Source organism: Halodurantibacterium flavum (assembly GCF_042681825.1).
GTDB classification, from domain to species: Bacteria; Pseudomonadota; Alphaproteobacteria; order Rhodobacterales; family Rhodobacteraceae; genus Halodurantibacterium; species Halodurantibacterium flavum.
The window spans coordinates 1-24,743 of the sequence record NZ_JBHUGH010000008.1 but is presented as its reverse complement, the minus strand read 5'-3'; the positions used below and the strand labels follow the sequence as shown (position 1 = coordinate 24,743).

Genomic DNA, 24,743 nt, shown 5'->3' with positions numbered 1-24,743 from the left:
AGGAGTGAACGAGTGGATTACCCGCTGGGTCCAGAAGAAACAGAACGTCTCCGCGCATTGCTCGAGATGAACCTGCTCAATCGTGACCGCGATTCCGAACTCGATGCCATATGCGAGGAAGCGCGGCGCAACTTTGACGTGCCGATCGCGCTGGTCACGCTGCTCGACGCCTCATGGCAGGCGTTCCTGGGCCGCAGCGGGATGGAAGATGCCGGGTGTGACCGTTCGCTGGCCTTTTGCAACCACACAATTCTGGCGGACGATGTGTTCGTCGTCACCGACGCCCGCGAAGATCCACGCTTCGCGAGCAACCCGCTTGTGACCGGCGCGCCGTTCATCCGCTTTTACGCCGGGGCGCCGCTCATCTATCTGGAAGGCATACGGCTGGGCGCGCTGTGCCTCCTGGATCACCGGCCCCACGACTTCACGCTGGGCGAGCGTGCGGAACTGGTCATGTTGGCGGAAACCGCGGTATCGGTGCTTGTGGCGAAGGCGTTTCCGGATCGGCCCGCCCTGTCCTGACCGCGCCGGGACGCCATCCGGATGACGGGGCATCTGCAAACCTCACAAGGGCTTGATGCCTGCGCGCAGGCCGCTAAACTTTAAGATGTTTTGCGCCCTGAGGAGGGGGCGGAAAAGACCGGACGCCTCCCCCTTTGGCGGCGTTCCGGTCCGCAATAAGGGCGGGGCAGTGGCGATGGGCTTCTATTTCCAGCAGTTCGAGGACCGGAGCCCCCGACCGCCCATCCCCCATTCCCCCGGACGAGAGCTGCTTTACCAGTTTCTCGCGACCATCGCGCTGGTGATGGGGGCGTGGTATGTGCATTGGCGCTGGACGGCCAGCCTGAACTACGATGCGCTGTGGTTCGCGATCCCGCTTGCCTTGGCCGAAACGCTCTCGTTCATCGGGCTCGTGCTTTTCACGGCGAACCTGTGGAAGACGCGCGACACGCCCATCACGCCCCCGCCCGCCTCGATCCGCGACTGCGTGGACGAAGCGGATGCGCCGGACCGTCCCGTGGCGGTGGATATCTTCTTTACCACCTATAACGAAGAGGTCGATCTGGTCCGGCTCGGTATCCGCGACGCCCTTGCACTGCGCTATCCCCATGCGATCGACCTGCGCATCCATATCCTTGACGACGGCCGCCGCCCCGAGATGCGCGCCATGGCCCAGGCCGAAGGCGTGGGCTACATCACCCGCAGCAACAATATCGGCTTCAAGGCCGGAAACCTGCGCAACGCGCTCGAAGCGACCTCGGGCGATTTCGTGGTGATTTGCGATGCCGATACCCGCCCGCTGCCGACGCTGCTGGAACGGACGCTCGGCTATTTCCGCGACCCGGACGTCGCTTGGGTGCAGACCCCGCAATGGTTCTACGACCTGCCCGAAGGCACCCCCCTGTCCGAGGTGTTGCGCCGCTGGCTGGGGCGTCCGGGCCGGGCGCTGGGGCGCGCCATCGAAAGGGTCGCGGGGCCGATTCCTGTGGGCAGCGACCCGTTCGTCAATGACCCGGAGCTTTTTTACCAGATCATCCAGCGCCGCCGGAACTGGGCGAATGCCTCATTCTGCTGCGGGGCTGGCTCAATCCACCGGCGCGAAGCCGTGATGCAGGCCGCCCTGACCGCCTATGCCGAGGCGATCGAGCAGCAGGCAAAACTGGATGAGCAGGAAATCCGCAAGCTGACTCGCGAAGGCGCGCTGGAAGAAGGAATGCGCGCCCAGTTGCGCGGGCAGGCGGCGCTGGATACCGAGTTCACGCCCTACAAGTTCCATGTCTCCGAGGATATCTACACCTCGATCGTGCTTCACTCCGACCCGAACCGGAACTGGAAGTCGGTGTTTCATCCCTGGGTCGAGAGCAAGATGCTGTCGCCGCGCGACCTCTTGTCCTGGACCATCCAGCGCTACAAATACGCGGGCGGCACACTCGATATCCTGGTCAACGACAACCCGCTTTTCCGGCGCGGATTGTCGTTCTGGCAGCGGGTGATGTATGGGGCGACCTTCTGGTCCTACCTTGCGGGGATATGGAACCTGATCTTCCTGCTTGCCCCGATCATCTACCTTTTCTCGGGGATAGCACCGGTCTCGGCCTATTCCTTCGACTTCTACAAGCACATCCTGCCATTCCTGATCCTGAACGAACTCGCGATGATGGTGGGGACCTGGGGCATCGCGGGCTACAAGGCCAAGCTCTGGTATCTGTCGTTTTTCCCGCTCAACCTGCGCGCGCTCTGGGCCGTGGCGCGGGGCGAGCAGATCAAGTTCAAGGTCACGCCCAAGGACCGCCAGTCCGGCAGCTTTCACCGGCTGGTGCTGCCGCAGATCGGCATCGTCCTGCTGACTGTCGCGGCGCTCGGCTACGCGCTGGCGGCCTTTGCGTTGGGGTCGGACAGCTACACGGCGGGCGGGTTGGTCGCCAATGGCTTCTGGGCGGCAAACAACATCATCGCCATGAGCGGGATCATCCTTGCGGCCTTCTGGCGGCCGGATGACGAAGACACGGAAGAAACGGCAGAAGGGGTCGCCGCATGACGTTCCGCAACGGATTACTCGCGGCGCGGGGCCATATCGTCTTTCTACTTGGCCTTCTAGTGGCCTTTGGCATCATCTTCACGCTGGAGACGTGGGATATGGAGCCGGGCGCCCCCGCCAGGGAGGTCGTCGCGGCATCACCGGATATCCCTGCCCCCGCGCACCGGCCCCTGACCGAGGAAGAGCGTGCGGCCGCTGAAATGGCATGGGGTTACTTTGCGGCCAACATCCGGCCCGAGACGGGGCTCGCCGATACTGTCGCAGGCTTTCCCGCCACGACCATGTGGGACACCGGGTCGTTCCTGCTGGGCGCCATCGCGGCCGAGCGGCTGGGCGTCCTGCCCCGGGCGGAATTCGACGCGATCGTGGACCGGGCGCTGGCAAGCCTTGCGTCGCTGCAGCTTTATGACGACCTGCTGCCCAACAAATCCTATGACACCCTGACGCTCGCCATGACCGACTATGCCAATGTCCCGACGGAAACGGGGATCGGCTGGTCGGCGCTGGACATCGGGCGCATCCTTATCCCGTTCCACGCGCTGCAGCAGGACTACCCCGACCACGCGGGGGCGGTGCAGCGTGTGCTCGACCATTGGCAGGTCGATGCCGCCGTGCGGGACGGCGTGATGGTCGGGGCCGAACCGGCCGAGGGCGGCGGCCATGTGCTTTTGCAGGAAGGGCGCGTCGGCTATGAGCGCTATGCCGCAAAGGGGTTCGCGCTCTTTGGCCATGACGTTCATGCTGCCATCCGCCTTGACGATACGCTGCGCTGGCAAGAGGTGGGCGGAATTGACGTCCCGACCGATGTGCGGGGCGATGCCTTCGGCGGGCATGTCTATACCGTGAGCGACCCCTACATCCTCGACGGGATCGAGTTCGGCTGGGACACGGTCACGCGGGAACTGGCCTGGCGCGTCTACAGCGCGCAAGAGGCGCGGTATCGGGAGACCGGCATCCTGACCGCCGTGACCGAGGATCACATCGACCGCGCGCCGTACTTCGTCTACAGCACCGTGCTGGGCGACGGGGTTCCCTGGGCTGTGCTCACCGACACGGGCGACGATGCCTCCGGCTTCCGCATCCTGAGCAGCAAGGCAGCCATCGGCTGGCACATGCTCTATCAGACCGATTACACCGAGATGCTTGCCGAGGCCGTGACCGCCGAAGCGAGCGCCGAAGGCTGGGCCACCGGCCCGTTCGAAGAGATCGATGAGCCGAACGAGGCGCGCGCCGCCAACACCAATGGTGTGATCCTGACCGCCCTGCACTACCGCACCTTCGGGCCGCTGCTGCATCCCGTGGGCGAGCGGGCGGAACCGGCGGCCCAGATCATCACGGACCAGGCCGCGCCGCTGCGGTCCGGCGTGAGGCGCGAGTGACCGTTGCGGCGCCCCTGCCGGCCGCTGGCCTGCGCGCGCGCCTGTCCTATCCGTCCGGGCAAGAAGGGCGGGATCAGCGGTTCGACTTTCTCCGCGGCTATGCGATGCTTTCGGTGATCGCCGCGCATCTGGAGATGTTTTCCTGGTTCAACTTCCTGTTCTGGGAACGCCTTGGCTTCGTTTCCGCAGCCGAGTTGTTCGTCGTCGCCTCAGGGCTTGTGCTGGGGGTGGTGAACCGCCGCGTCAGCGACCGGGAGGGACTGGAACAGGTCACGGTGCGGGCGCTGCGGCGGGCCTTCGTGCTTTACCGCGCGCAGCTCATCGTGATCCTTCTGGTGATGGCGATCGCCGCCATCGGAATCGCGGACATGACGGCGCTGACCAGTTTCACCGACCGATGGGCCGGTGTCACCTATACCCTGACCCCCGATCCCGGCCTGCCCTGGATGACGCAGCTCGGGCAGGCGGTGCTGATGCAGCGGTCGCCGCACCAGATCCAGATCCTCAGCCTTTATGTGCTGCTGCTCGCGGTCAGCCCACTTCTTTTGTGGCTCTTGCGGATGAGGATGCTCGGGATCTATTTCGCCCTCACATGGGCGCTCTGGTTTTCGGAGCTTCTGGCGCCTCCGGATCGTATCCTGCTCGGGATGCAGTTCGAGTTCGCCTTCCCCCTGCTTGGCTGGCAGGTGCTCTTTACCCACGCGCTCGCGGTCGGCTTCTTTCGTGCGGAAATCGGCGCATGGCTTGCGCAGAGGGGCCGCGGCAATCTGGCTGTGGCCGTCAGCATCATCCTTGCCCTCGGGTTCCTGGTTTTGGCGCAGGCCTCGCCCAACCCGTCGTTTCCGTCATGGGCGCGCCTGCCGCTGATCGACCCGGACACGTTCTATTCGCTGTATGGCCGCTATTTCCTCAAGGACGAACTTCCCCTGCCCCGGCTGCTGAATGTGGCGGTGTTCTTCGTCAGCCTCTATGCCCTGCTGACATGGTTCTGGGTGCCCCTGTCGCGCGCCCTGGGTTGGCTGCTGATCCCCATCGGCGAGGCAAGCCTTTATGTCTTTCTCATGCATCTGCTGTTCATCGGGCTGATAGACCAGCTTCCCGGCTATTTCGACGGGGTGCCGAGTTTCGACGCCGTCTGGCCCGGGATGATCTGGGTCAACACGGCGCTCTATCTGGCCACCGTACTGGGGCTTTGGCTGATGGTGCGGACCCGGTTCCTGTTCGCGATCGTTCCTCGGTGACAGGCTAGAAGGTGTTCACCGAGAAGCCTGCAAAGACCTGATCGCTCATCAACAGATAGCCCGCGCGCAGGCTTACTGGTGATGTGCCGAGGCGCTTGCTGATGCTCAGGCTCGCCTCATCATACTCGGTGCTGCCCCCGCGAGAGAGGCCGAGCGTGATCCCCGGTTCGGCAAAGGTGGTCTGCGCCTGAAGAAAGAACGACCTGTTCACCGTGCCGACGCTCGCCTGCAGGAAATAGCTGCCCCAGCCCGTGTTGCCGAACCGCTGCGCCGAGGCGGTAAGGCCGGGGGTCACCTCCGAAAGGTTGTCGCCGCTGAAGCCGAGCGTGGGCCCTGCGGACAGGCTCAGCCCCTCGACGCCGAAGTTGAACGGTAACCGGCGGGTGAAGCTGAGACCCGCGCTGATGCCGCCGTCGTAATCCGTGACCGTCATGCCAAAGGTATAGTCGCCGCGCGTCGCGCTCAGCACCCCGCCGACGGACGAGCGGGAAACATCCACACTCGCATAGATCCCGTCGGCCAGGGCCGCAGACGTGCCGAGGCCGGACATCACGATTGCCAAGGCGCCGGCCGATGGCACCCTTAGTCGCGTCAATTTCATGCGGTGACTTCCCTCGTGACTTCCTGCGCACCCGTCAGGATCAAGCGATCAGCCCGGCCCCCGGTTCCAAAGCCATGCCCGGAAAGCGGGATTCTGCCAGCCTTCGCTCAACCCCCGGAAACCCCGGCGTGGCGTCAATCGATCAGCCGCGACTCCAGCGCGGCGCGGATGCTTGAATGCCACGCTTCGGCGACCATGCGATAGCCTTCCTCGCTCAGATGGACGCCATCCGGCGAACGATGGATGTCGGCCGCCTCGACATCGACAAGCCTGACCCCCAGCGCGCCATACTGTGTCTCGACCAGCTGCGCCAACCCTTCGTTGAACAGCCGGATCGTGTCGTTGTTGGTGCGCGTCGGATCACCGTCTTCCCAGTAATCGCCCCCCAATGTGGTCAGCGTCATCACATGAACTTCGGGGCCGCCTGCAGTATTCACGATCTGATCAAGCAATAGCTGCATCTGGCCCAGCATCGTCTCGGCGCTGTCGCCCTGCCGCACGTTGTTCGTCCCGGCGAGAAGGAGGACGATGTCATCCGGGGTCATCTCTGCCTGCTCGATGAGATGCACCGACGCGGGCTGATCGCCGCTGAATATCTCATAAGCCACGCCACCGATATCCACGGCTTCGTTGACAGGTCGGGTGAACCATTCGATCGGCTGGCCGGGATAGCCGTTGTGGTCGGCGTCCGGGATATCGCCGTCATTGTCCATCCCGACGAAATCGAAGGCGATTCCGTCCTCGCTCATCAGATCATAAAGATAGCCGCGATAGCCGCCACGGGACGCGGGATTGTAATACATGCCATATGTGTTGGATGCACCAAGCGGCATGATGCGGATCGTCTCGCCGCCCGAAAGATCGAGGCTGGCCCGCTCGGGCAGGCAGCGCCCTTGTGCCGGGTCGACCTGGGCAACCCAGCCGGTCGGGTCCACCACCTCGCGCAGGATCGGGCCATAGGCCTTGAAGAACAGCGTTTCCAGCATGATGCCGTTGTTGTTCGCCGTCTGTGTCCGGATCGCCCCGCGCCCATCTTCATAGATGCCTTCGTAAAACCCCCGCTCAGGGTCGAACTGTGGCGCGATGGCGTCGAACAAGAGGTCGGTATAGGGGGTTTCCCACAGCGCCCAGAGCCCAAGCGCACCCTTGAGCGCGACAGCCGCATGTTGCGGCACCCAGTTTCCCGCCTCGGTGATCGTGGCCCAGGGGCGCCCGTCGCTGAAGATCGTGTCATAGACGAAGAACGGCGATTCCAGCAACTGATGCTCGGTCCGGGCGGTGAGGATGCCGGTTGCCTGATGACGCCGCGCCTGCACCTCATAGATATTCTGCGCCGCGCGGGCGATCCAGCCACCGACATCCGTTGCCGCCGGATCGCCAAGGCCGAATTCGATGCCGAGCAGCGCGTAGCTTTCGGTCACGACATAATTCTGCGCCCCCAGAACCCGGGGGTCGCGAGCGTCATAGGGGATTTCAACGCCATACATCCACAGCGTCTCATAGGGTTCGGGCGCGAGTGCGGCCTCTACGTCGAAGCCCCAGAGCTGGAACGCACGGGCTGAATATTCCTCATACCCCAGACGGCCTTCCTGCAAGTATATCACGTTGCCGTTCCCATCGAGCGCGGCCCCGTAAAGAAACCCGTCCTGAACCAGTTGGCACCAGTTCCAGCGGGTCACGATATGCCGCGCCTTCGGCTGACGTTCCGGGAAACGCTGTTCAACGATACGAAGCCAGCTGAGCAACCGCGCGATGTCGATGGCGGAACAACCGATCTCGCCCGGTTCGTTCAGATAGTTCGTGGGGACGGCGGTCCGCGTGTCATAGGCCTTGTTCGGACAGTCCCGCTGGAACAGATCGAGACTGCCCAGCGTTTTGAGTATCCGGTCCAGACGGTCGTTCAGCTCTGCGTCGTCGATGATCCCCAGCCCATGTGCCGAAACCGTCGCCGCAAGGGCCGACCCCACATCCCAGAGCGTGGTGGAGGGAAAATTATGAGAGGCGTTTACAAGGCCGGTGCCGGGCTGGGTGTTGTTCTCGAAATAGACCCAGGCCTGACGGGCCATCTCCATCTCTGCGGGGGTCAGCTCACCACGGCGCGGCATCGCCACAGGCTCGGTCACCGACAGCGGCCGTTCGGCCCAGTCGGGGGTTTGCGCCCGCGCATCCCCGCCTTGATAGATGGTCGGCGCGATCACGCTCGCGCATAAAATCGCCGAACGCGCGATCTTTCTCATGGATATTCCGGCAGAAGTGAGGACAGGATGGATCATTCGCAACAAATTCAGTCTTACTGCGAGAATAGAGCATGATCCCCGTTGCGCAAGCGTGCGTCCGCGAAAGAACGTTTCTCCCTCTTAAACTCCGGCCCCTCACTCTGGCCCTCGGCATCATCGGGCTGACCACCGCGCCGTGCGAGGCGTTCTCTGCAAATGGCGACCGGGCCACGGCGGGGCAGCTCTGGCTTGCGCAGGGACTTGAATCGCGCTCACCGCCCCCGAGGCTGTGGGGAGAGACATCGGGGGGTGACGAGGCCTTCGTCCAGCTGACGCCCGAGGAAGATCGCTGGCTGCGCGCAGCCTGGGCCTATTTCAACGGCGCCCCTGCCCCGCAAGCCCCTCCACCGCAAGCGCCGCCACCGCCCCAGGCGCAGCCCGCGCCGCCGCCCGTACAGCAACAGCCGTCACCACCCCAGCCGGTCCAGCAGCAATGGAGCGGCAACCCCGGCGGCGGCTTTGTTCCCTCGCCTTCCGATCCGCGCCTTCTGGTCGAGGTGCGGGCCGGCACCAATGTCGCGACACCCTGGTCCATCGCGGATCAGCTTGCGGCCCTTCTGATTGCGCATCGGATGGGCCTGATCGACGCCCGCACATTCGACCGCCGCGCCACCCGGCTTGTTGATTTCCTCAACTGGATGACACTCACGCCCGACCGGATGCCGAACCGTTTCTACAACGTCGACTCGGGCACCGCGCTCGGCGGCGATCTGCAACCCGGCATCGCAGGCTGGTCGGCGGTCGAAACAGGGCGACTTTTGCTATGGCTTCGCATCGCGGCCGAGGAACATCCCAAATTCGCCCCCTTCATCCGCAACGCGGTAGCCCGGCTGAGTGTCTGCCGCATCATTTCCGATCGCAGCCAGTTGCAGATCGCGACCGCCGGGCCCGACGGGCTCCAGACCGCGCCGGAAACGGGCCGTGGCTACGATGCCTATGGCGCCCAGGGATATCGCGCCTGGGGGATGGAGGTGCCTGTCCCGGAGGTGCAGGATGTCTATCCGTATGAGACCGAAATCCTGGGCCTCCGCTTCCCGCTGACCGAGGATGTCGACAATCAGGCCCCCCTGATGACGACGCCGCCCGCCTATCTGGGGCTTGAACTGGGCTTTGCGACGCTGGGCGATCGCGTCGACGAGGTTGCCGGAGGCCGGGCGGCAGATGACCTGATGGCCGCACTCGCCGAAGTTCAGGCACGCGCCTATGCGCAGACCGGGCGGCCGATGGGGCGCAGTGATTTCCGCCGCGGCGAGGATCCCACCACGATCTTTGCGACCGCGCTTGCCCAAGGCTATCCGTGGTCGGTGATCGCCCCAGATGGCAGCCTCCGTCCCTCGCTCGCGCTCGTCTCGACCCGGGCGGCCTTCGCGCTGAATACCTTTGCCGACGATGCGAATGCGGCGCTCTTGCTGTCGCTGGTCGAGGAACTCTATGATCCCGGCACGGGCTGGTATGAAGGACGCTACGAGACGACCGGCGCCTATGAGATGACCCGCACAAGCGCGACGAACGCCTTTGTGATGGCGACCGTCGCTTACCGCAACCTCGGCCCGCTGTTCCCGGACACCGCACGACCCACCGACCTGCAACCCGTCACGCAAGGGTCGGACGGAAGGTGCATCCTGCCCCTTGCGAACCCCTCGCCGCCGTTCTGACGGGACGGAGGCGTCGGGCGACGGCATGTCGGGGGGGCGAGCGGGGCTTCGGCAGCACCATCGCAATCCGTGCCTTCTGCCGGCTGCGGAGCCTCGTCGAGCGCCTTCTCAACACGCTCAAGAACGCCCGCAGCACAGCCAATCTCTACGAAAATCTCGCGGAGAAGCTCGCGACGACAGGTGTGAGTATTTCAACTCCGAGGAGCAACCAAAATACTTGGTAGCGTCAAATATCTTTCGCACATTCTGTCATGCGACGGCACCGAGGGCTGAGGTCTGCTCCGCGTAGAGCGGGGCCATGTTCATGTATTTGGACGTCGACCACTGGCTGGCCGCGATGTGGCGCAGGCGTGCTGCGGCGAGGTTGAGGCAGCGCTGACCGTCGGGGAATGCCCCACCACCCGCGTGCGCCGGCGGATCTCCCTCATAATCCGCTCCAGCGGATTGTTGGTGCGGATCTTCAGCCAGTGGCTGTCGGGGAAGCTGTAATAGTGCAGCGTTTCGTCGATATGGGCCTCAACCAATCGGCCGCTTTCCCCAGCTTCTGGGGACGCAGGTCCTCCACCACGGTGGCGGCCTTCTCGGCGCCGCTTCACGGCTTTCCTGCGCGTGGATCGCTTTCAGCATGTGGCTGATCTCGCGCACCTTGGTTGTCGGCACATGGCCGAAGGCGTTGCGGGAAAAATGCACCATGCAGCGTTGCCAGCGCGCGTCGGGCAGAAAGTCGGCAATGCTCTCGACGAGGCCGCGGCAGGCGTCCGAGATGATCAGCTGCACGCCGCTCAGGCCCCGGTCAACCGGGTGGCGCAGGAAGCTCGACCAGCCCGACGTGTCCTCCTTGGCGCCCTCGCAGATGCCGAGGATCTCGCGGTAGCCCTCGGAATTGACGGCGCTAGCAACCAGCAGCGAGACGTTGCGCACCTCGCCCGCCGAGTCCTGCCGCTGGTCAGTGCCAGTCACACCGCTTCACGCCGAAACTCCGTGACGTTGCCCCCTGCATCTAATCCAGTTTGAGGTAGGCTCTGGCCCAACCGAGAGGACCAGAGATGAAGCGCAGCAGGTTCACGGACGAGCAGATCATCGGCATTCTGAAAGAGCATGAGGCCGGGGTTTCCGTCGCCGATCTGTGCCGCAAGCACGGCGTCAGCGATGCGACGGTCTACAAATGGAAGGCCAAGTATGGCGGCATGGATGTCAGCGAGGCAAAGCGGCTGAAGGGCCTTGAGGACGAGAATGCGCGCCTGAAACGGCTTCTGGCGGATGCCATGCTCGACAATGCCGCGTTGAAGGATCTCTTGGGAAATGTATGGTCCGCCCCGCTATTGCAAGGTTTTCGTGGGTGACGCACCGGCTTGCGTAAATGTATCCGGCCTCTGATCAGTCAGCCGCTTTTGGCGGCAAGGCCTTGATGAGATCCGCGCCTCGGGTTCCAGATTAGTGGTGCGGGATCGGGTCCCGCTTTTTTGCGCGTGGCTTATCCGAGGTCGGTCAACCGTTTGGTCATCACTTTCCCCTGCAATCGGTTCTGCCGTCGGCTGGTCAGCTCGGAGCTGCCCCTTTCTACTGCAGATAGACAGTGCCAGGCTTCGTCAGGATGGCCCAGACGATCCAGGTCAGCTTGTTGGTCAGGGCGACGACGGCCTTGTTGCGATGTGTTCGTGCTTCAAGGGATGAGAGCCAGCCACCGAGGGCATGGTTCGCCCGGTTCAGGTGTAGGAAGCAAGATCTCGCCCCGTGGATGATCAGCCGCCGCACATAGCGATTGCCGCGCTTGCTGATGCCGAGAAGGGTCCGCTTGCCCCCGGTCGAATGCTCTGCCGGAACCAGCCCCAGCCATGCGGGCAGATCGCGCGCTCTACGGAACTGCCGACCGTCCCCTGCGGCTGCGACGATCGCGGTCGCGCCAAGTGCGCCTATGCCCGGGATGGTTACCAGGCGACTGACGGCGTCATGCTGGCTGGCATAGGCCTCGACCTTGCCGGTCACGGCCTTGATGCGCCCTTCGATGTAAGCGAGGTCATCGAGCGGTTCTTCGAGCAGCACCCGCATGGTGGAGGTCAGATCATTCTCCGGATTGGCCAGATGTCGCCGGATGTCTGCATGGAAGCCGCCAGCACCGACCCGCATCGCCAGCCCATATTCGAGGCAGAAGGCACGCGCCTGGTTCATGAGTGCTGTTCACTGCGCGACCAGGTGGTCGCGGATGCGATGCAGGGCTTGCAGGTCGACCTGCTCCGGCGTCCGAACCGCGACGAAGCGCATCGTCGGTCGCGTTACCGCTTCCGCAATCGCCGCCGCATCAACCGTGTCGGACTTGTTCGATTTGACGTAGGGCTTCACGAAGCGCGCCGGGATGATCCGGGCGTTATGGCCCATGGCAGCCAGCCGCCGCGCCAGCCATTGCGAGCCCGGGCACGCTTCCATGCCAATCAGTGTCTTCGGTGCAGCCTCGAGGAAGGCCAGCAACGTGTCGCGCGAGAACTTCGCGCGCTGGATCACCGCTCCGGCGGCGTTCAGGGCGACGACGTGGAACACCTTCTTGCCGATGTCGATGCCGAAGGCCGTCGCTTTGGGATCAGGTTTGGTTCGCATCCTTTCTCTCCGTTTGGTGTTGTGCCCCATGCTACGCCGGGGTGCGGGGCGGACCATCCCATTAGTGGTAGCGCCCGCCGCGAAGCGGCAAGCGGTCGCGCATCTGGTGGCGGGTCACGGGATGAGCGAACGGCGGGCGTGCCGGGTGATCGGCTGTTGCCGGATGACCATGCGCTATGAGGCGATCCGGCAGGATGACCCCGTGCTGCGCGAGCGGCTGAAGGAGCTGGCGCGGGTGCGCCGCCGGTTCGGCTATCGGCGGCTGCATGTCTTCCTGCGCCGTGAGGGTCATGAGGTGAATCACAAGCGCCTGTTCCGCATCTACCGCGAGGAGCGGCTGCATGTCCGCCGCCGCGGGGGCCGCAAACGGGCGATAGGGACGCGAGCCCCGATGGCACTTCCGCTGATGCCGAACCAGCGCTGGTCGCTCGACCCTCGCCATGGGCACTCGGACCAGTGGCGTTCCCATGGCTCGATGTCCGACCAGCTGACCGACGGCCGCCGCTTCCGGGTGCTGACTGTGGTGGATGACTGCACGCGGGAATGCCTTGCCCTGATAGCAGACACATCCCTGTCGGGCGCAAGGGTGGCGCGGGAGTTGGCAACCCTGTTCGAGGCGCGTGGAAAGCCCCAAACCGTAGTCAGCGACAACGGGACCGAATTCACCTCGAATGCCATCCTGACCTTCGCTGACGACCGCAAGATCGACTGGCATTACATCGCGCCCGGAAAGCCGACCCAGAATGCCTTCATCGAAAGTTTCAACGGCCGCCTGCGGGACGAACTCCTGAACGAGACGCTGTTCCCGTCCCTGAACCATGCCCGCGCCACGCTGGCCGCCTGGCGCAAGGACTACAACACCGAACGCCCCCACTCCCGCCTCGGCTGGCAGACGCCGGCCGCGTTCGCCCAGACCTTCGCCCCGCAACGGGGCCTGACGCTGCGCAACATGCAAAGCTCCGCGCCAGCCCCCGTTGCCCAACTCGCCCAAACAGGCAAAACTCAAACCCGGAGTCTCGCTCTCACTGGATAAAAGTTGGGGGGCAACGTCATCCGGCGTAACCGCTGTTCTCTCCCCACGTTGCCCGTAGCCGCCTGATCTGTGATCGAGGTCGCATGGATGAGCGGGAAGGAGTTTCTCCATGGAGAGTACAATGGAGGTTCTCACATCGCGTGGTGGACGGCGCGATGCCCATCGCCACTGGCCTGACGAGATCAAGGCGCAGATCGTGTCTGAGAGCTTGCGACCGGGCGCGACGGTGAATGAGGTGGCCGAGCGCCACGGTCTGAAGGCGAACCACCTGTCGTCATGGAGAACCATGGCGCGTCAGGGCAAGCTGGTGCTACCTGCGCCGGAGGGCGCTGTCGAATTCGCCGCCATGGTAGTCGAAAGGCCCATGCAAGAGCCACCGCCTGTCAAAGCAGTTTCTCGCACCGAGATTGTTGTCGGTCCAGTGACTATCCGTCTTGAGGAAGGTGCGTCGGCTGCCCGTATTGCCGCCATTGCTCGCGCATTGGCGTCCGCGTCATGATCTTCCCTTCGAACCGCGTCCGGATCATGGTGGCGACCAAGCCCGTGGACTTCCGCAAGGGGCACGACGGGTTGGCCGCGCTGGTGAAGAACGAGCTGCACAAGGACCCGTTCACCGGAACGGTCTTCGTGTTTCGGTCTCGCAAGGCGGACCGGTTGAAGCTGATCTACTGGGATGGCAGCGGGATTGTGCTGGCCTACAAAAGGCTGGAAGAGCACACGTTCGCCTGGCCCGGCATCAAGGATGGGCTAATGACGCTGACGCATGCCCAGTTCGAGGCGCTGTTTGCGGGGCTCGATTGGCGGCGCGTCCGCGCCGTGGAGACGAGAACGCCGGAGACCGTCGAATAGCTGCGGCACGATGACTCGCGGCACCAGATTCCGAAGGCAACGTGGATCGGAATTTGGTAGGTTCCGGCTATGCTGAACGCCGCTGATCTTCCCGATGACATTGTCGCCCTGAAGGTGATGCTGATTGCGGCGACAGCACGCGAAGCGGAGACGGTTGCGCAGATCGCCCGCAAGGATGAGCGGATCGAACGGCTTGAGAAGCTGGTCGCAGCATTCAAGCAGGCAGCCTTCGGACGCAAATCCGAGAAGACCGATCCTAACCAATTCGACCTGGCGCTGGAAGACCTGGAGACGGCCATGGCCGTGATCCAAGCCGAGGATGAGGCGGACACTGGCGTGGTTGGCGGAAGCAGGATTGCCAAACCCCGCGCGGCCAATCGCGGCTCGCTTCCAAAACATCTTCCCCGGATCGAAGAGGTCATCGAGCCGCACAGGCTGGTCTGTGCCTGCGGCAGCGGCCTGCATTGCATCGGCGAGGATGTCTCAGAGCGACTGGATGCGGTCCCGGCACAGTTCCGCGTCATCGTCACACGCCGTCCCAAGTATGCGTGCCGGGCCTGCACCGACGGTGTCATTCAAGCTCCGGCTCCGGCACGGCTGATCCAGGCGGGTCTGCCGACGGAAGCGACCGTCGCCCACGTGCTGGTTTCCAAATATGCCGATCACCTGCCACTATATCGGCAGGCCCAGATCATGAGCCGCCAGGGCATTGATCTCGACCGCTCCACGCTCGCCGATTGGGTCGGCCGTGCGGCATTCGAACTGCGTCCGGTCTTCGATGCACTGATTGCGGACCTGAAGCGATCAACCAAGCTCTTCATGGACGAGACGCGTGCTCCGGTTCTCGATCCCGGCTCCAGCAAAACCAAAACGGGATACTTCTGGGCGCTGGCGCGTGATGACCGACCATGGAACGGCGGCGCGCCTCCGGGCGTGGCATTTACCTACGCACCCGGTCGCGGCGGACAGCATGCCGAGCGGATATTGCAGGGCTTCTCCGGCATTCTGCAGGTCGATGGCTATGCCGGATACAACAGGCTGATCGCACCGGAGCGGACTAATCCCGACATTCGTCTTGCCTATTGTTGGGCTCACGCACGGCGCAAGCTTATCGAGATCACGCGCAACGGATCAGCGCCGATTGCTGAGGACGGCGTGAAACGGATTGGCGAACTCTATCGGATCGAAGCCGAGTTGCGCGGCCTCGATCCCCATGCCCGACTGGCTGGAAGGCGCGAACGATCTGCGCCGCTGGTGGCCGACATGCAGACCTGGCTCATCCATCACCGCGCTCGTGTCGCGACAAAATCTCCGCTCGGCGAAGCCCTGGCTTACATCGCCAAATACTGGGACGGTCTGCAGCTCTTCCTGGCTGACAGGCGCATCGAGATCGATAGCAACAGCGTCGAGCGGACCATCAGGCCGATTGCCCTCAATCGCAAGAACGCGCTCTTTGCCGGACACGATGCCGGAGCGGAGAACTGGGCCACCATTGCCTCGCTCATTGAGACGTGTAAGCTCAACACCATCGACTCATTCGCCTATCTGACAGCAACGCTGACGGCCATCGTCAACGGCCATAAGCAAAGCCGGATCGATGAGTTGCTGCCTTGGAATTGTTCCCCCAGGGTATGATCCTCTACCGCAGGATGAGGTTCAAGATGTTCAGCCACGTAATGATTGGTGCAAATGACGTTGAGGCCATGGTGGCCTTCTATGATGTAGTCCTTGGCACGCTCGGATTGGCGCGTGAGCCCGTTCAGACGGCCGATAGCCCAGCAGGCTTTATCTGGCAGCGGTGCGGACAACGATGGCCCCAGTTTGCTCTAAGACGTCCGTTCGACGGTCGACCGGCAACTGTGGGGAACGGTGTGCAAGTCAGTTTTGCAGCGGTATCGCGGCAGAACGTCGTCGTGGCTTGGCAAACTGCGCTTGATAACGGAGGATCAGATGAAGGCGAACTCGGTATCCGTTCCCAATACAATGATGACTTTTTCGCTGCCTATTGTCGCGACCCAGAGGGCAACAAACTGTGCTTCGTTCATACTCATGATCTGCCATAGGTTTTCGCAAGCAGCAGCCTTCAGATCAAGCCGATACCTCAGCTAGCTGAGGGACGCAGGTGCGGCAGGCACATCGCTTACGATCTATCAGGATCGGATCGGCCAGCTCTACGAGAACCTGCAGCACGAGGATGAGCGTGCGCAGGCAGCCGAAGTATTCCGGACCCTGGTCGATCAGGTAACGCTTATTCCCGAGAATGGCGAACCGGCGATCGTCCTGCGCGGCGATCTCGGCGCGATCCTGCGCTTTGCCGCAGGTAAGAAAAACCCCGACTTCCTTGCGGAGGCCGAGGCTCTGGACAACCTGCTATCGCAGGAAAGTCTGGTTGCGGGGAACCGCAACAGACGATCCCTGCGGAATGGGGCTGGAAATGCAAAAACCTCCGCGGCGGGGCCTGCGGAGGTTTCGCAATTATCGTTGGTTGCGGGGGCCGGCGTCGATCATATCTTGCGATCGACGCCAGCAAAGATGGTTGCGGGAGGGTGCACCCATCTTTACTTACGATCCGGCGACGGCGGACATTTGCCTAGCGGCGCCTTGCCGGACACAGAGGAATCGACTGCTCAAATCAGTGACTTTCTCTCAATCTTGTTTCGAACCGCCGCGTAGACCGTCGAGGCGGGGCGATGTCCTGCCTCGCGGCACCGAGGCAGGACAATGCGAGTTCAGGCCAGCCCTTCTTCCTTGAGCGCCTGCTGGACGGCTGGGCGGCTGCCGATCCGCTGCGCAAATTCACCGAGCTTCGGCCAAGGCGACATATCCATCTTGAGGAAGTTGCACCAGCCGAGCAGCGTGAACAAATAGGCATCGGCCACGGTGAAGCTATCGCCGACCAGATAGCCGGAAGCGCCGATGCGATCCTGCGCCGCAGTCAGACGGCTGGCGATGAGTTTCTCGAAGAAGGGCCGCGCTTCGGCGGGAAGGTCAGGGCGGAACAGCGGCCCGATGGACTTGTGCACCTCGGTGGCGAGGAAGTTCAGCGTCTCGAGTAATTTCCAGCGCCCGTCGCCGGTGACATCACCAAGTTTGCCATCAGCCTTGTCTGCGATGTATTGCAGCACCACTGCGGCCTCGGAAATTCTGGTGTCGCCATCGACGATTGTCGGCACAAGCCCAAGCGGATTGATAATGGTATAATCCTCGCCATCGACCTTGTTGCCGGCGGGGTCCATCTCGACCTTTCGACAGGTCAGCGGCAGGCCGACCTCAAGGCAAGCGATATGGGCGGCCAGAGAACAGGCTGCGGGTATGTAGTACAAGTCCATTGTCGTTTCTCCTTTTCGAAGAGGTGCGGCTCCGATACCCTGCTACCTGAGCCGAAGATTTTGTGTCAGAAGCGCCAGACCAAGCCAGTACCGACAAGCAGTGGATCCAGCGTAACCTTTGCGGCTGCCGGCGGCCCGCCGGCGCCCAATGTGCCGCGGGCGTCAGTTTCGATCCAGATCTTTTTCACGTCAAAATAAACGCCCAGCCGATCGTTGATCATGCTTTCGAAACCGACCTGGAGGACAGTGCCCCAGCCGTTGTCCACGTCGAACCCGGCCACATCCCGGTCATCTGAATCAAGCATGATGGTATAATTAATACCCGCGCCAACATAGGGCTCGAACCTAGGATTGCCGGTGGGGATCCGGTACTGAAGCGCAAGAATTGCGGGGGCGTAGGTCACGTCACCCAGATAAGATCCGGCGAGTGCTCCGGCACCGCGAACCTCTGCAGTCGGAGGAATCCCGAAGGTGAAGCTGGCCGAGAGCTGTTCGTTGAAGCGATAGCCGATATCGAAGCTTAACGAATAGTTGGGGTCAACTGATACGTCGGCACCCGGGAAGGTCGCACCGGCGACGGACAGATCGACTCCAGGGCTGAAGAATACCCCAACAGGCCCACCCCGCAAGTACCAGCCCTGATGGGCCTCATCCTGGTCCTGGGCCAGAGCTGCACCGTTCAGGCCCAGGACCAAAGCGATAGCTAATGAAGAAGTTATCTGGCGCATGCGTTTCCTCCCTGATGTGCCAAAATCGTTGTGCTGCCCACCGGTGTTGCACGGTGGTGGAACTGTTCCTGACTAGAGCAGCTTGCGTAAGTCTGGTGCGGTGGTGAGCGAATCGTCCATCACGGTGTAGCCCTTAGACATGAGGCGGCGAACGATCGCCATGTCGCGCGGCGTACCAAAACAGATGGCACCAACCAGCCGACCGTCGATGACGGAGAACCGTGTGAAGGCCCTGCTCTCGCCTTTCCGCAGGAAGATGTTGCCCTTCTCTGGCTGAATGTCGCCGATCATCTGGATGTTGAGATCATACTGGTCAGACCAGAACCAGGTGTTGATGTCATAGGGCACCCCCTTGCCCAGCATGCTTCGCGCCGCAGCCGCAGCCTGGTCTTGCGCGTTGGCCCAGGACTCCATCCGGATGGGCTGGCCGGCGCCGACGCGCATCGCTGCCACGTCGCCGGCAGCGAAAATCCGCTGGTCGGACGTGCGCAGGAATTCATCGACGACGACGCCATTGCCGGTTTCAAGCCCGGCCTCGCCCGCGATCGAGTCATTGGCAATCGCGCCGATCCCGACCACGACCACGTCCACAGCCAGCGTTTCCCCGTTTGAAAGGATCACGCTTTCGATCCGGTCCTGTCCGCAAACTGTCTCGACCGACGTATTCAAATGAATAACCGTACCGTGCTCCCTGTGCACCTCGGCCAGTGCGGCACCGACGTCCGCCGGAAGGCTCCGGCCACAGAGCCGGTCTCCGAGCTCCACGACGACCGTTTCCATGCCCATCTTGCGGGCCGTGGCAGCCACCTCGAGGCCAATCCAGCCCGCCCCGATGGACAGAAGCCTCTTTCCCGGCGCCATCGCAGCCCGCAAAGCCTCGGCATCATCGACGCTGCGCAAATAGAAGACGTTGCTTTTGCCCGTGAACGGACCATCGAGTGTGCGGGCGCGGCTGCCGGTCGCGATCAGCAGCCGGTCGTATGGCAGACGCTCACCGGTGGAAAGCGCCACCATCTGCGCGGCACGGTCGATTGCCTCGGCGCGCTGGCCGAGACGAACCTCGATATTGAGGCTGCGCGCGGTATCGGCATTCAGAAGACAGGTGCTATGCGGGTCGGCAGCCCCCTGAAGCACGGCTTTCGAGAGTGGCGGCCTCTCGTAGGGATGATACCGTTCTTCCGACAGGATTGTGATAGCCCCGTCAAAACCTTCGCTCCGGAGCGTTTTGCTCGCATTTGCAGCAGCCTGCCNGCATTTGCAGCAGCCTGCCCTCCACCAATGATGACCATCCGCATTATCTGGAAACCTCCCCGTCTATCCCCTCGCGCGGCGCAGATAAGGTCTGCGCCGCGCTCGTCAGTAGGCAATCATCGCTCTGCTGGCGAGTTGCGCCTTCAGCTCACGACCCGACCTTGAAGCTCTCGGGGAATGGCGCGCCCCAGGAGCTGAAGATGCCGGGCTGATCTGCCCGCCACATGCGCGGCGGCGCCTTCCGATCCACGCAGCGCGGCATCTCGCCAGACAGTTCGTAGCGGTTGCCATCCGGCGTCATGAAGTAGGAGTAGAGGTTCGAGCCGACGCCATGCCGCCCCGGACCTGCCTCCAACATGACCCCGCCACGCGCGACCTGATCGAGCATGAGCTTCATGTATTCGAGGTTCGGGATCGTCCAGGCGAGGTGATCCAGCGTCTCGTGCGGAGCACCGGCGAACATCGCCACGTCGTGGTGATAATCGCCGACATGGAGCCAGGCGGCAAGCCGCCCCTGTCCCCCGGGGAACTCGACGATGTCGGCCGCATAAAAATCGACATGCTTTGTAAGGAACTCGATCGTCTGCGACGAATCCGGCCCCACACGCAGCGTGATGTGGTCAAGGTCCACCGGCGCCATCCCGCTCAAATGATTGGTGACCCGCGCAGCAGGATTGTAGTAATGCTGCCGTGCCTTGGAATCCAGAAGGACGATCTGCATCTTTTGTTTCTGGGGCGGCAGATCGAACTCGATCGCCTTCTCCACGCCCGGATCAGGGGCGGTCATCTCGCGCACCTGCACTCCGGCATCCGCTACACGCTTGCTGTAGCGCTTGAGATCCTCTTCGTCATCTGCGGCGATGGCAAAGCTGATGACCCCAGTTCCGCCCTCGGTCACGGCCACATCGAAGGTGCCGTCGGTGCCGCAGGTGAGGTAAACCGCGCCGTCCTGGCGGGCGATTTCTTCAAGCCCAAGCACCTCGGTGTGAAAGCGCACCGATTCCTCAAGGTTTTTTACACGCAGACGTGCGTGAGACAGTTTCTGAAGAGCCACTATATCCTCCGTTTAGATGGTTCCGTTAAGTTCAGAGCCCCCTGCGGAGCGCTTCTTCCATGAAGTCGAGGCGATCATTGCCCCACCACATCTCATCGCCCAGGATCATGGTGGGCATACCGAACACACCTGCATCATGCGCGGCCTGAGTGCTGACCTCGTATCGGTCCGCAGCATCCTTCGATTCTACCCAAGCGGAAAGCGTCTCAGGGCTCCAGCCAAAGCGTTTCGCCAAGTCGGCCAGTAGCGCCGGATCGGCCGGATCGTCTCCTTCGCCCCAGACCCGGTTCCAGGCATCGCGAATGAAGGCTTCGCCCTCTCCCTTGTCGGCTGCGAAAAGAAAGGCCTTGTTGAGGGCTTCGGAGGCAAGCGATTTCGGGAAGGCGAGCGGCACGCCGTACTTCTCGGCCCAGCGGTCGAGATCCTTGCGCAGGTAGCGGATCTTCAGCGGAATGGTGACGTTCGATGGCCCGGTATTGCCGGCCATGAGCTTGAGCTTGGGAAGGTTCGCCACTCGTGGGCAGAACTCCAGACGGTGGGCCTTGCAGATCTGCGGCACCTTCTGGAAGGCCAGATAGGCAAAGGGGCTCATGAAGTCGAAGTAGAAGTCTAGCTGGCGCGCAGTCATTTCTTGCTCTCGGCTTCAAGCTCGGCGGCAAGCCTGGCCCACTGCCGACCCGATTCGCGCGCGCCCTCCAGAACAGGCTCGGGCACAAGGCTGTACGGCGGGCGGCATGGACCCGCTGTCATCCAGCCGGCGGCATCCATGCGCGCCTTCTCTATACCAATGTTATAGACCGAGAATTCCTTGAAAGACCCATTGGGAAACAGCGTCCGGTACGTCATGCCGATTCGGTCCGTCAACGCCTTGGCGCGCGTCCAGTCGCCGGTCTTGCGCGCCTCGGCCACCAGGTCGCGCAGCTGGATCGCGGGGGTAGGTCCGCAAACCGCGCCACTGGTCCAGAACGCCGTGCATGCCTCCGGGTCGATTCGTGCGGCGGCGTAGTAGTCCACATCCAGCGGCATCAGACGGATTCGGCGCTTGGTCAGGTTCAAGTCGGCATAGAGTGCGGCCGTGCTGATGTATTTTGCCGAGACGACTTGCGGAATTTCGGCAATCTGGGCCCAGAAGGCGCGGGGAAACTCGAACTTGAAGGCCTCGGGATTGGCATAGGCGCAGATGGCGACATCCGGGCAAGCCGCGGCCACGTCGCGGTAGAACTGCACCGCGGTCGGAACATCGGGCTGCACCCACATCGGCAGACCCAGCATAACGCCATCTACCCCGATCTCGCGCGCGGCCTTGGTCATGCGGATCGTCTCGCGCGTGTTGAGACTGGTCGCGCCGCCGAAGACCGGAACGCGACCGCGAACCGTTTCGACCAGGGTGCGCATGAAGGCTTCCTTCTCTTCCCAGGTCGTGGTGGCGCATTCACCGAATGTGCCGAGCGAAAGGATACCGTTCACGCCCGAGGCGACCAGAGCCTCGGCGACGCGCGCTGTTTCATCGAGATCGACCGTGTCCTTCGCGCTAGGGTCCGAGGCATTGGGTTTGGACGGCGTGGGCATGATGGCCCAGCAGCCGGTCACGTCATCGACGGTAAGCAACTCATGTTTCATCGTGGAAAATCCTGTTTCGTTGCACAGCCGGAGGCATCGGCGCACACCGGATGGAGGGACTCGGGTGACCTCGCTGCGACCGCTCAGAGCGGAACGGCGTTCCCGCGGTCTTCCCGCCAGAGCCCGAGTTTTTCTTGACACACGCGGTCGGAGTAGGAAAACAACACCGCCTCGCTCTCGGCTTCGTGCACCACGGTCTTCCAGCTCGGCACCACGAAGATGTCCTTCGGAGCCCATTCATAGGTCTTGCCCGCGATGGTGCTGCGGCCTTTGCCTTCGGTGACGACGAATACAGTGGCATCGGTCGAGCGATAGGGATGCGTCTTGAATCCCTTCGGCAGTAGTTGCAGGCAGGTCGACATCGTCGGCATGGCCCATCCGCCGTCCACCGGATTGACATAGCGCATCTTGATTCCGTGGCAGGGATCCAGCTCTCCCTGCTTCTTCAGATTCTCAAGCGCCTCGCGCGAACGCGCGTAGGGATAGTTGAAGATCGGCGAAGAAAGTCGCGCCCGCTCATAATCGACCGGGAGCATGTTCGAGGCGAACCGCCATTTTGTGTCATCGGTCTGGCGCGTGATCGGCTGCTCATCCTCATGATGCTCTTCCGCGAAGGAAGCATCGAAAACCGAGACGATCGGTATATCCAGACCGTCGAGCCAGATCATGGGTTCGCTGCTGTGGTTGCCATGGTCATGCCAGGCGCCCGCAGGGGTGATCACGAAATCGCCGAACCCCAGGTTTGTGCGCTCGCCATCGACCGCGGTATGGGCGCCCGAACCATCCATCACGAAGCGCAGCGCGGACTGGCTGTGACGATGCGCCGGAGCGACCTCGCCCGGCATGACGATCTGCAGACCGGCATAAAGGGAGGTCGTGATCCGGGACTGCCCTCGCAAACCGGGGTTCTCGAGCACGAGAACGCGCCGCTCTGCCTCCTTGGCCGTGATCAGCCCGCCCGCTTCGAGCAGATAGGATTTAGCCTCATCGAAATGCCACAGATGCGATACGCAAGCGCTCTTGGGTTCGGGCGTGATGATGCTCGACAGCACCGTCCAGAGCGCGGTGTAGGAACCACCATCGATCTTGTCGTAGAACTTCGCCCGCTCTGCTGTTTCGACAGGTTTCTCGATGAGCGACATATTATCCTCCATTCCGCGCAACCGGACCGGGCGCGTCTTTCTTGATCAGAATTGGAATTCAGGGGTGGTGACGGTCAGACCATCAAGTTCCGGCGCAAGCCGTATCTGGCAGGCCAGACGGCTGTTTTCCTGTCGGTTGGCCGCGAACCCCAGCATGTTGGCTTCGCCGTCGCTCATTGCCGGAAGTCGGGAAAGCCAGTCGGGATCCACATAGACCTGGCAGGTAGCGCAGGCACAGGCCCCACCGCAATCGGCATCAATGCCCGGGACGCCCGAAAGCGTGGCGGCCTCCATCAATGACCGCCCCTCCTGCGACGATATCTCCCGCCGTTGACCCGACGCATCGATGAACACCAGATTGATCGTCATAAACTGCCCTCCCCAACCGCATATCTTTCATCTGCAAGTGCGACCTCACTTCGTTCCTTCGTCCTGATGATCTCCGGACGCTGTCGGAACAGCGAAGTACCAACCTTCTAAGAGAAGCTTTGAAATTGCGCGCTATGAGCAAGATTGCTCCCGTATTTCGAACTCAGCACGCGCCTATATCAAGCATGCATACTATCTTTGCTAGCATCTCTTCCTATTAACAGTCAAGCTGTTTGGGAGCCCCTTCAATGGGTGTCGGGTAGAGGTGCCGGTTGGCCAGCAACTCCCCCGCAGATCCCGGCGTGCAGCTTTCCCGCACCGGGCTCTTGTCGAAGGTCAAACGCGATCGTGGCGTTGGACGCCTTCGATCCGCAGGCTCGCCGCTTCGGTGACATGCTAAAACCGGCACAGAGTCTGGAGCATGCGTCGCTGCTCGCCTTCCCTTCGACCGGCCGCCTTCCCTCCACCATCTCCGCCGCCGGTTTCAGTCGGCTTTGTTCGATGCTTCAACGGTACTACTCGGCCGTCCGACTCCTCGCCTGTTCCGCGACAGCTACGTCTCCTCGACTTCCTGTCGCGGCCCGGGTCGCTAGCGACAATGGGCCAGACGAGGTCTCCCAAGTTCCGACGCGTTCCGTGCGTGCGTGAAGTGGCCTTAGACTGCGGCAGGACGACGAAGCCTCGCATAGCGGCTTCGCACATATTGCCTTCGACAACTCTGACTGGCTCGGCCCCTGCAACATTCTGACTTTCGCAGCTCGATCCCACACCCCACATGCTCGCTGTGTACGCTTCGCCCATGCCGTCGCCGACACGGCCGCAACACTCGCTACCGGGCGGGAGCTATCCCCTACCCGGACCGGACTTTCACCGGCTGGAACACGCCAGCTTCCTGGCGCACCAGAGACTCAGTCGTTCGAATCGTGCTGGGCTTTACGCGACGGAAAGACAGATCATAGCTAGGCTCCAGACTCATTGATTTTCAAAGCCAGAAGATGACGGTTGCGGCGAGAGCGACGGCGGAGAGGAAGGTCGTGGCGCATCTGTCATAGCGTGTGGCGATACGGCGCCAGTCCTTCAGCCTG

The 24,743-nt window shown here is 62.6% G+C and carries 21 protein-coding genes and 5 pseudogenes; 11 read left to right on the top strand and 15 right to left on the bottom strand.

Translation table 11 applies throughout. From position 1 onward, the window contains the following. The first annotated feature begins 12 nt into the window (after positions 1 to 12). The 4 genes from ACFSGJ_RS10560 (at position 13) to opgC (ending at position 5,159) form a co-directional block, all read left to right on the top strand. Positions 13 to 522 (top strand): GAF domain-containing protein, encoded by a 510-nt coding sequence (locus ACFSGJ_RS10560; protein ID WP_390261339.1) that lies wholly within the window; start codon positions 13 to 15, stop codon positions 520 to 522. Between the two features lie 175 nt (positions 523 to 697). Further along, complete coding sequence (locus tag ACFSGJ_RS10555; protein WP_390261368.1) at positions 698 to 2,539, top strand: glycosyltransferase; 1,842 nt, start codon at positions 698 to 700, stop codon at positions 2,537 to 2,539. Beyond that, entirely contained in the window at positions 2,536 to 3,918 is a 1,383-nt protein-coding gene (locus ACFSGJ_RS10550; protein WP_390261337.1) for a DUF3131 domain-containing protein, read from the top strand. Before ACFSGJ_RS10555 ends, ACFSGJ_RS10550 begins: the two co-directional genes overlap by 4 nt. Beyond that, on the top strand, positions 3,915 to 5,159 hold the full coding sequence (gene opgC / locus ACFSGJ_RS10545; RefSeq protein ID WP_390261336.1) for an OpgC domain-containing protein: 1,245 nt from the start codon (positions 3,915 to 3,917) through the stop codon (positions 5,157 to 5,159). The genes ACFSGJ_RS10550 and opgC overlap by 4 nt, the downstream gene beginning before the upstream one ends. Positions 5,160 to 5,163: 4 nt before the next feature. Here opgC and ACFSGJ_RS10540 read toward each other — a convergent pair whose 3' ends face one another. After that, complete coding sequence (locus ACFSGJ_RS10540) at positions 5,164 to 5,760, bottom strand: hypothetical protein (protein ID WP_390261334.1); 597 nt, start codon at positions 5,758 to 5,760, stop codon at positions 5,164 to 5,166. Positions 5,761 to 5,894: 134 nt separating this feature from the next. Then, positions 5,895 to 7,997 carry a DUF3131 domain-containing protein gene (locus tag ACFSGJ_RS10535; RefSeq protein WP_390261333.1) on the bottom strand — a complete coding sequence of 701 codons (2,103 nt, stop codon included), beginning with the start codon at positions 7,995 to 7,997 and terminating at the stop codon, positions 5,895 to 5,897. Between the two features lie 71 nt (positions 7,998 to 8,068). Here ACFSGJ_RS10535 and ACFSGJ_RS10530 point away from each other — a divergent pair, with 71 nt between their 5' ends. Then, positions 8,069 to 9,691 (top strand): DUF3131 domain-containing protein, encoded by a 1,623-nt coding sequence (locus ACFSGJ_RS10530; RefSeq protein ID WP_390261331.1) that lies wholly within the window; start codon positions 8,069 to 8,071, stop codon positions 9,689 to 9,691. Between the two features lie 249 nt (positions 9,692 to 9,940). On the opposite strand, the pseudogene ACFSGJ_RS20620 reads toward ACFSGJ_RS10530, so the two are convergent. Next, a pseudogene (locus ACFSGJ_RS20620) lies at positions 9,941 to 10,624 on the bottom strand (IS256 family transposase); the annotation flags it as partial. 113 nt (positions 10,625 to 10,737) lie between these two features. Between ACFSGJ_RS20620 and ACFSGJ_RS10515 the strand changes: the two are divergent. After that, a pseudogene (locus ACFSGJ_RS10515) lies at positions 10,738 to 10,992 on the top strand (transposase); the annotation flags it as partial. 259 nt (positions 10,993 to 11,251) lie between these two features. On the opposite strand, the gene ACFSGJ_RS10510 reads toward ACFSGJ_RS10515, so the two are convergent. Together ACFSGJ_RS10510 and ACFSGJ_RS10505 are read right to left on the bottom strand one after the other, a co-directional pair. Continuing rightward, entirely contained in the window at positions 11,252 to 11,860 is a 609-nt protein-coding gene (locus ACFSGJ_RS10510; RefSeq protein ID WP_390261325.1) for an IS110 family RNA-guided transposase, read from the bottom strand. A gap of 9 nt (positions 11,861 to 11,869) precedes the next feature. Continuing rightward, positions 11,870 to 12,283 carry an IS110 family transposase gene (locus ACFSGJ_RS10505; RefSeq protein WP_390261324.1) on the bottom strand — a complete coding sequence of 138 codons (414 nt, stop codon included), beginning with the start codon at positions 12,281 to 12,283 and terminating at the stop codon, positions 11,870 to 11,872. A 64-nt stretch (positions 12,284 to 12,347) separates the two neighbouring features. Here ACFSGJ_RS10505 and ACFSGJ_RS10500 point away from each other — a divergent pair. From ACFSGJ_RS10500 to ACFSGJ_RS10480, 5 genes and pseudogenes are all read left to right on the top strand, one after another. Further along, a pseudogene (locus tag ACFSGJ_RS10500) lies at positions 12,348 to 13,316 on the top strand (IS3 family transposase); the annotation flags it as partial. A 121-nt stretch (positions 13,317 to 13,437) separates the two neighbouring features. Next, positions 13,438 to 13,815 carry an IS66-like element accessory protein TnpA gene (gene tnpA, locus ACFSGJ_RS10495; protein ID WP_390261322.1) on the top strand — a complete coding sequence of 126 codons (378 nt, stop codon included), beginning with the start codon at positions 13,438 to 13,440 and terminating at the stop codon, positions 13,813 to 13,815. Continuing rightward, positions 13,812 to 14,165, top strand: a complete 354-nt coding sequence (gene tnpB / locus ACFSGJ_RS10490; RefSeq protein ID WP_390261321.1) for an IS66 family insertion sequence element accessory protein TnpB — start codon at positions 13,812 to 13,814, stop codon at positions 14,163 to 14,165. Before tnpA ends, tnpB begins: the two co-directional genes overlap by 4 nt. Before the next feature lie 69 nt (positions 14,166 to 14,234). Continuing rightward, entirely contained in the window at positions 14,235 to 15,800 is a 1,566-nt protein-coding gene (tnpC, locus tag ACFSGJ_RS10485) for an IS66 family transposase (protein WP_390261319.1), read from the top strand. Between the two features lie 26 nt (positions 15,801 to 15,826). Next, the gene (locus ACFSGJ_RS10480) at positions 15,827 to 16,228 is read left to right on the top strand and encodes a VOC family protein (protein WP_390261318.1); all 402 of its coding nucleotides are present in this window, start codon (positions 15,827 to 15,829) and stop codon (positions 16,226 to 16,228) included. Positions 16,229 to 16,894: 666 nt separating this feature from the next. Here the strand turns inward: ACFSGJ_RS10480 and ACFSGJ_RS10475 are convergent. The 10 genes and pseudogenes from ACFSGJ_RS10475 to ACFSGJ_RS10430 form a co-directional block, all read right to left on the bottom strand. Next, a complete protein-coding gene (locus tag ACFSGJ_RS10475) occupies positions 16,895 to 17,494 on the bottom strand; it encodes a glutathione S-transferase family protein (RefSeq protein ID WP_390261316.1) in 600 nt (199 codons plus the stop codon). 65 nt (positions 17,495 to 17,559) lie between these two features. Then, on the bottom strand, positions 17,560 to 18,222 hold the full coding sequence (locus ACFSGJ_RS10470; protein WP_390261314.1) for an OmpW/AlkL family protein: 663 nt from the start codon (positions 18,220 to 18,222) through the stop codon (positions 17,560 to 17,562). 72 nt (positions 18,223 to 18,294) lie between these two features. Then, positions 18,295 to 18,585, bottom strand: coding sequence for an oxidoreductase C-terminal domain-containing protein (locus ACFSGJ_RS10465; RefSeq protein WP_390261366.1), 291 nt, complete (start codon positions 18,583 to 18,585; stop codon positions 18,295 to 18,297). Between the two features lie 30 nt (positions 18,586 to 18,615). Next, a pseudogene (locus ACFSGJ_RS10460) lies at positions 18,616 to 19,455 on the bottom strand (NAD(P)/FAD-dependent oxidoreductase); the annotation flags it as partial. 166 nt (positions 19,456 to 19,621) lie between these two features. Continuing rightward, positions 19,622 to 20,527: a VOC family protein gene (locus ACFSGJ_RS10455; protein WP_390261313.1), complete on the bottom strand. Its 906-nt coding sequence runs from the start codon at positions 20,525 to 20,527 to the stop codon at positions 19,622 to 19,624. Positions 20,528 to 20,558: 31 nt separating this feature from the next. Next, entirely contained in the window at positions 20,559 to 21,155 is a 597-nt protein-coding gene (locus tag ACFSGJ_RS10450) for a 2-hydroxychromene-2-carboxylate isomerase (protein ID WP_390261311.1), read from the bottom strand. Further along, entirely contained in the window at positions 21,152 to 22,147 is a 996-nt protein-coding gene (locus ACFSGJ_RS10445) for a dihydrodipicolinate synthase family protein (RefSeq protein ID WP_390261309.1), read from the bottom strand. The genes ACFSGJ_RS10450 and ACFSGJ_RS10445 overlap by 4 nt, the downstream gene beginning before the upstream one ends. A gap of 83 nt (positions 22,148 to 22,230) precedes the next feature. Next, positions 22,231 to 23,289 (bottom strand): gentisate 1,2-dioxygenase, encoded by a 1,059-nt coding sequence (gene gtdA / locus ACFSGJ_RS10440; protein WP_390261307.1) that lies wholly within the window; start codon positions 23,287 to 23,289, stop codon positions 22,231 to 22,233. A 45-nt stretch (positions 23,290 to 23,334) separates the two neighbouring features. Continuing rightward, positions 23,335 to 23,658 carry a 2Fe-2S iron-sulfur cluster-binding protein gene (locus ACFSGJ_RS10435; RefSeq protein WP_390261305.1) on the bottom strand — a complete coding sequence of 108 codons (324 nt, stop codon included), beginning with the start codon at positions 23,656 to 23,658 and terminating at the stop codon, positions 23,335 to 23,337. Positions 23,659 to 24,640: 982 nt separating this feature from the next. Beyond that, positions 24,641 to 24,743 (bottom strand): annotated as a pseudogene (locus ACFSGJ_RS10430) (IS5/IS1182 family transposase); the annotation flags it as partial.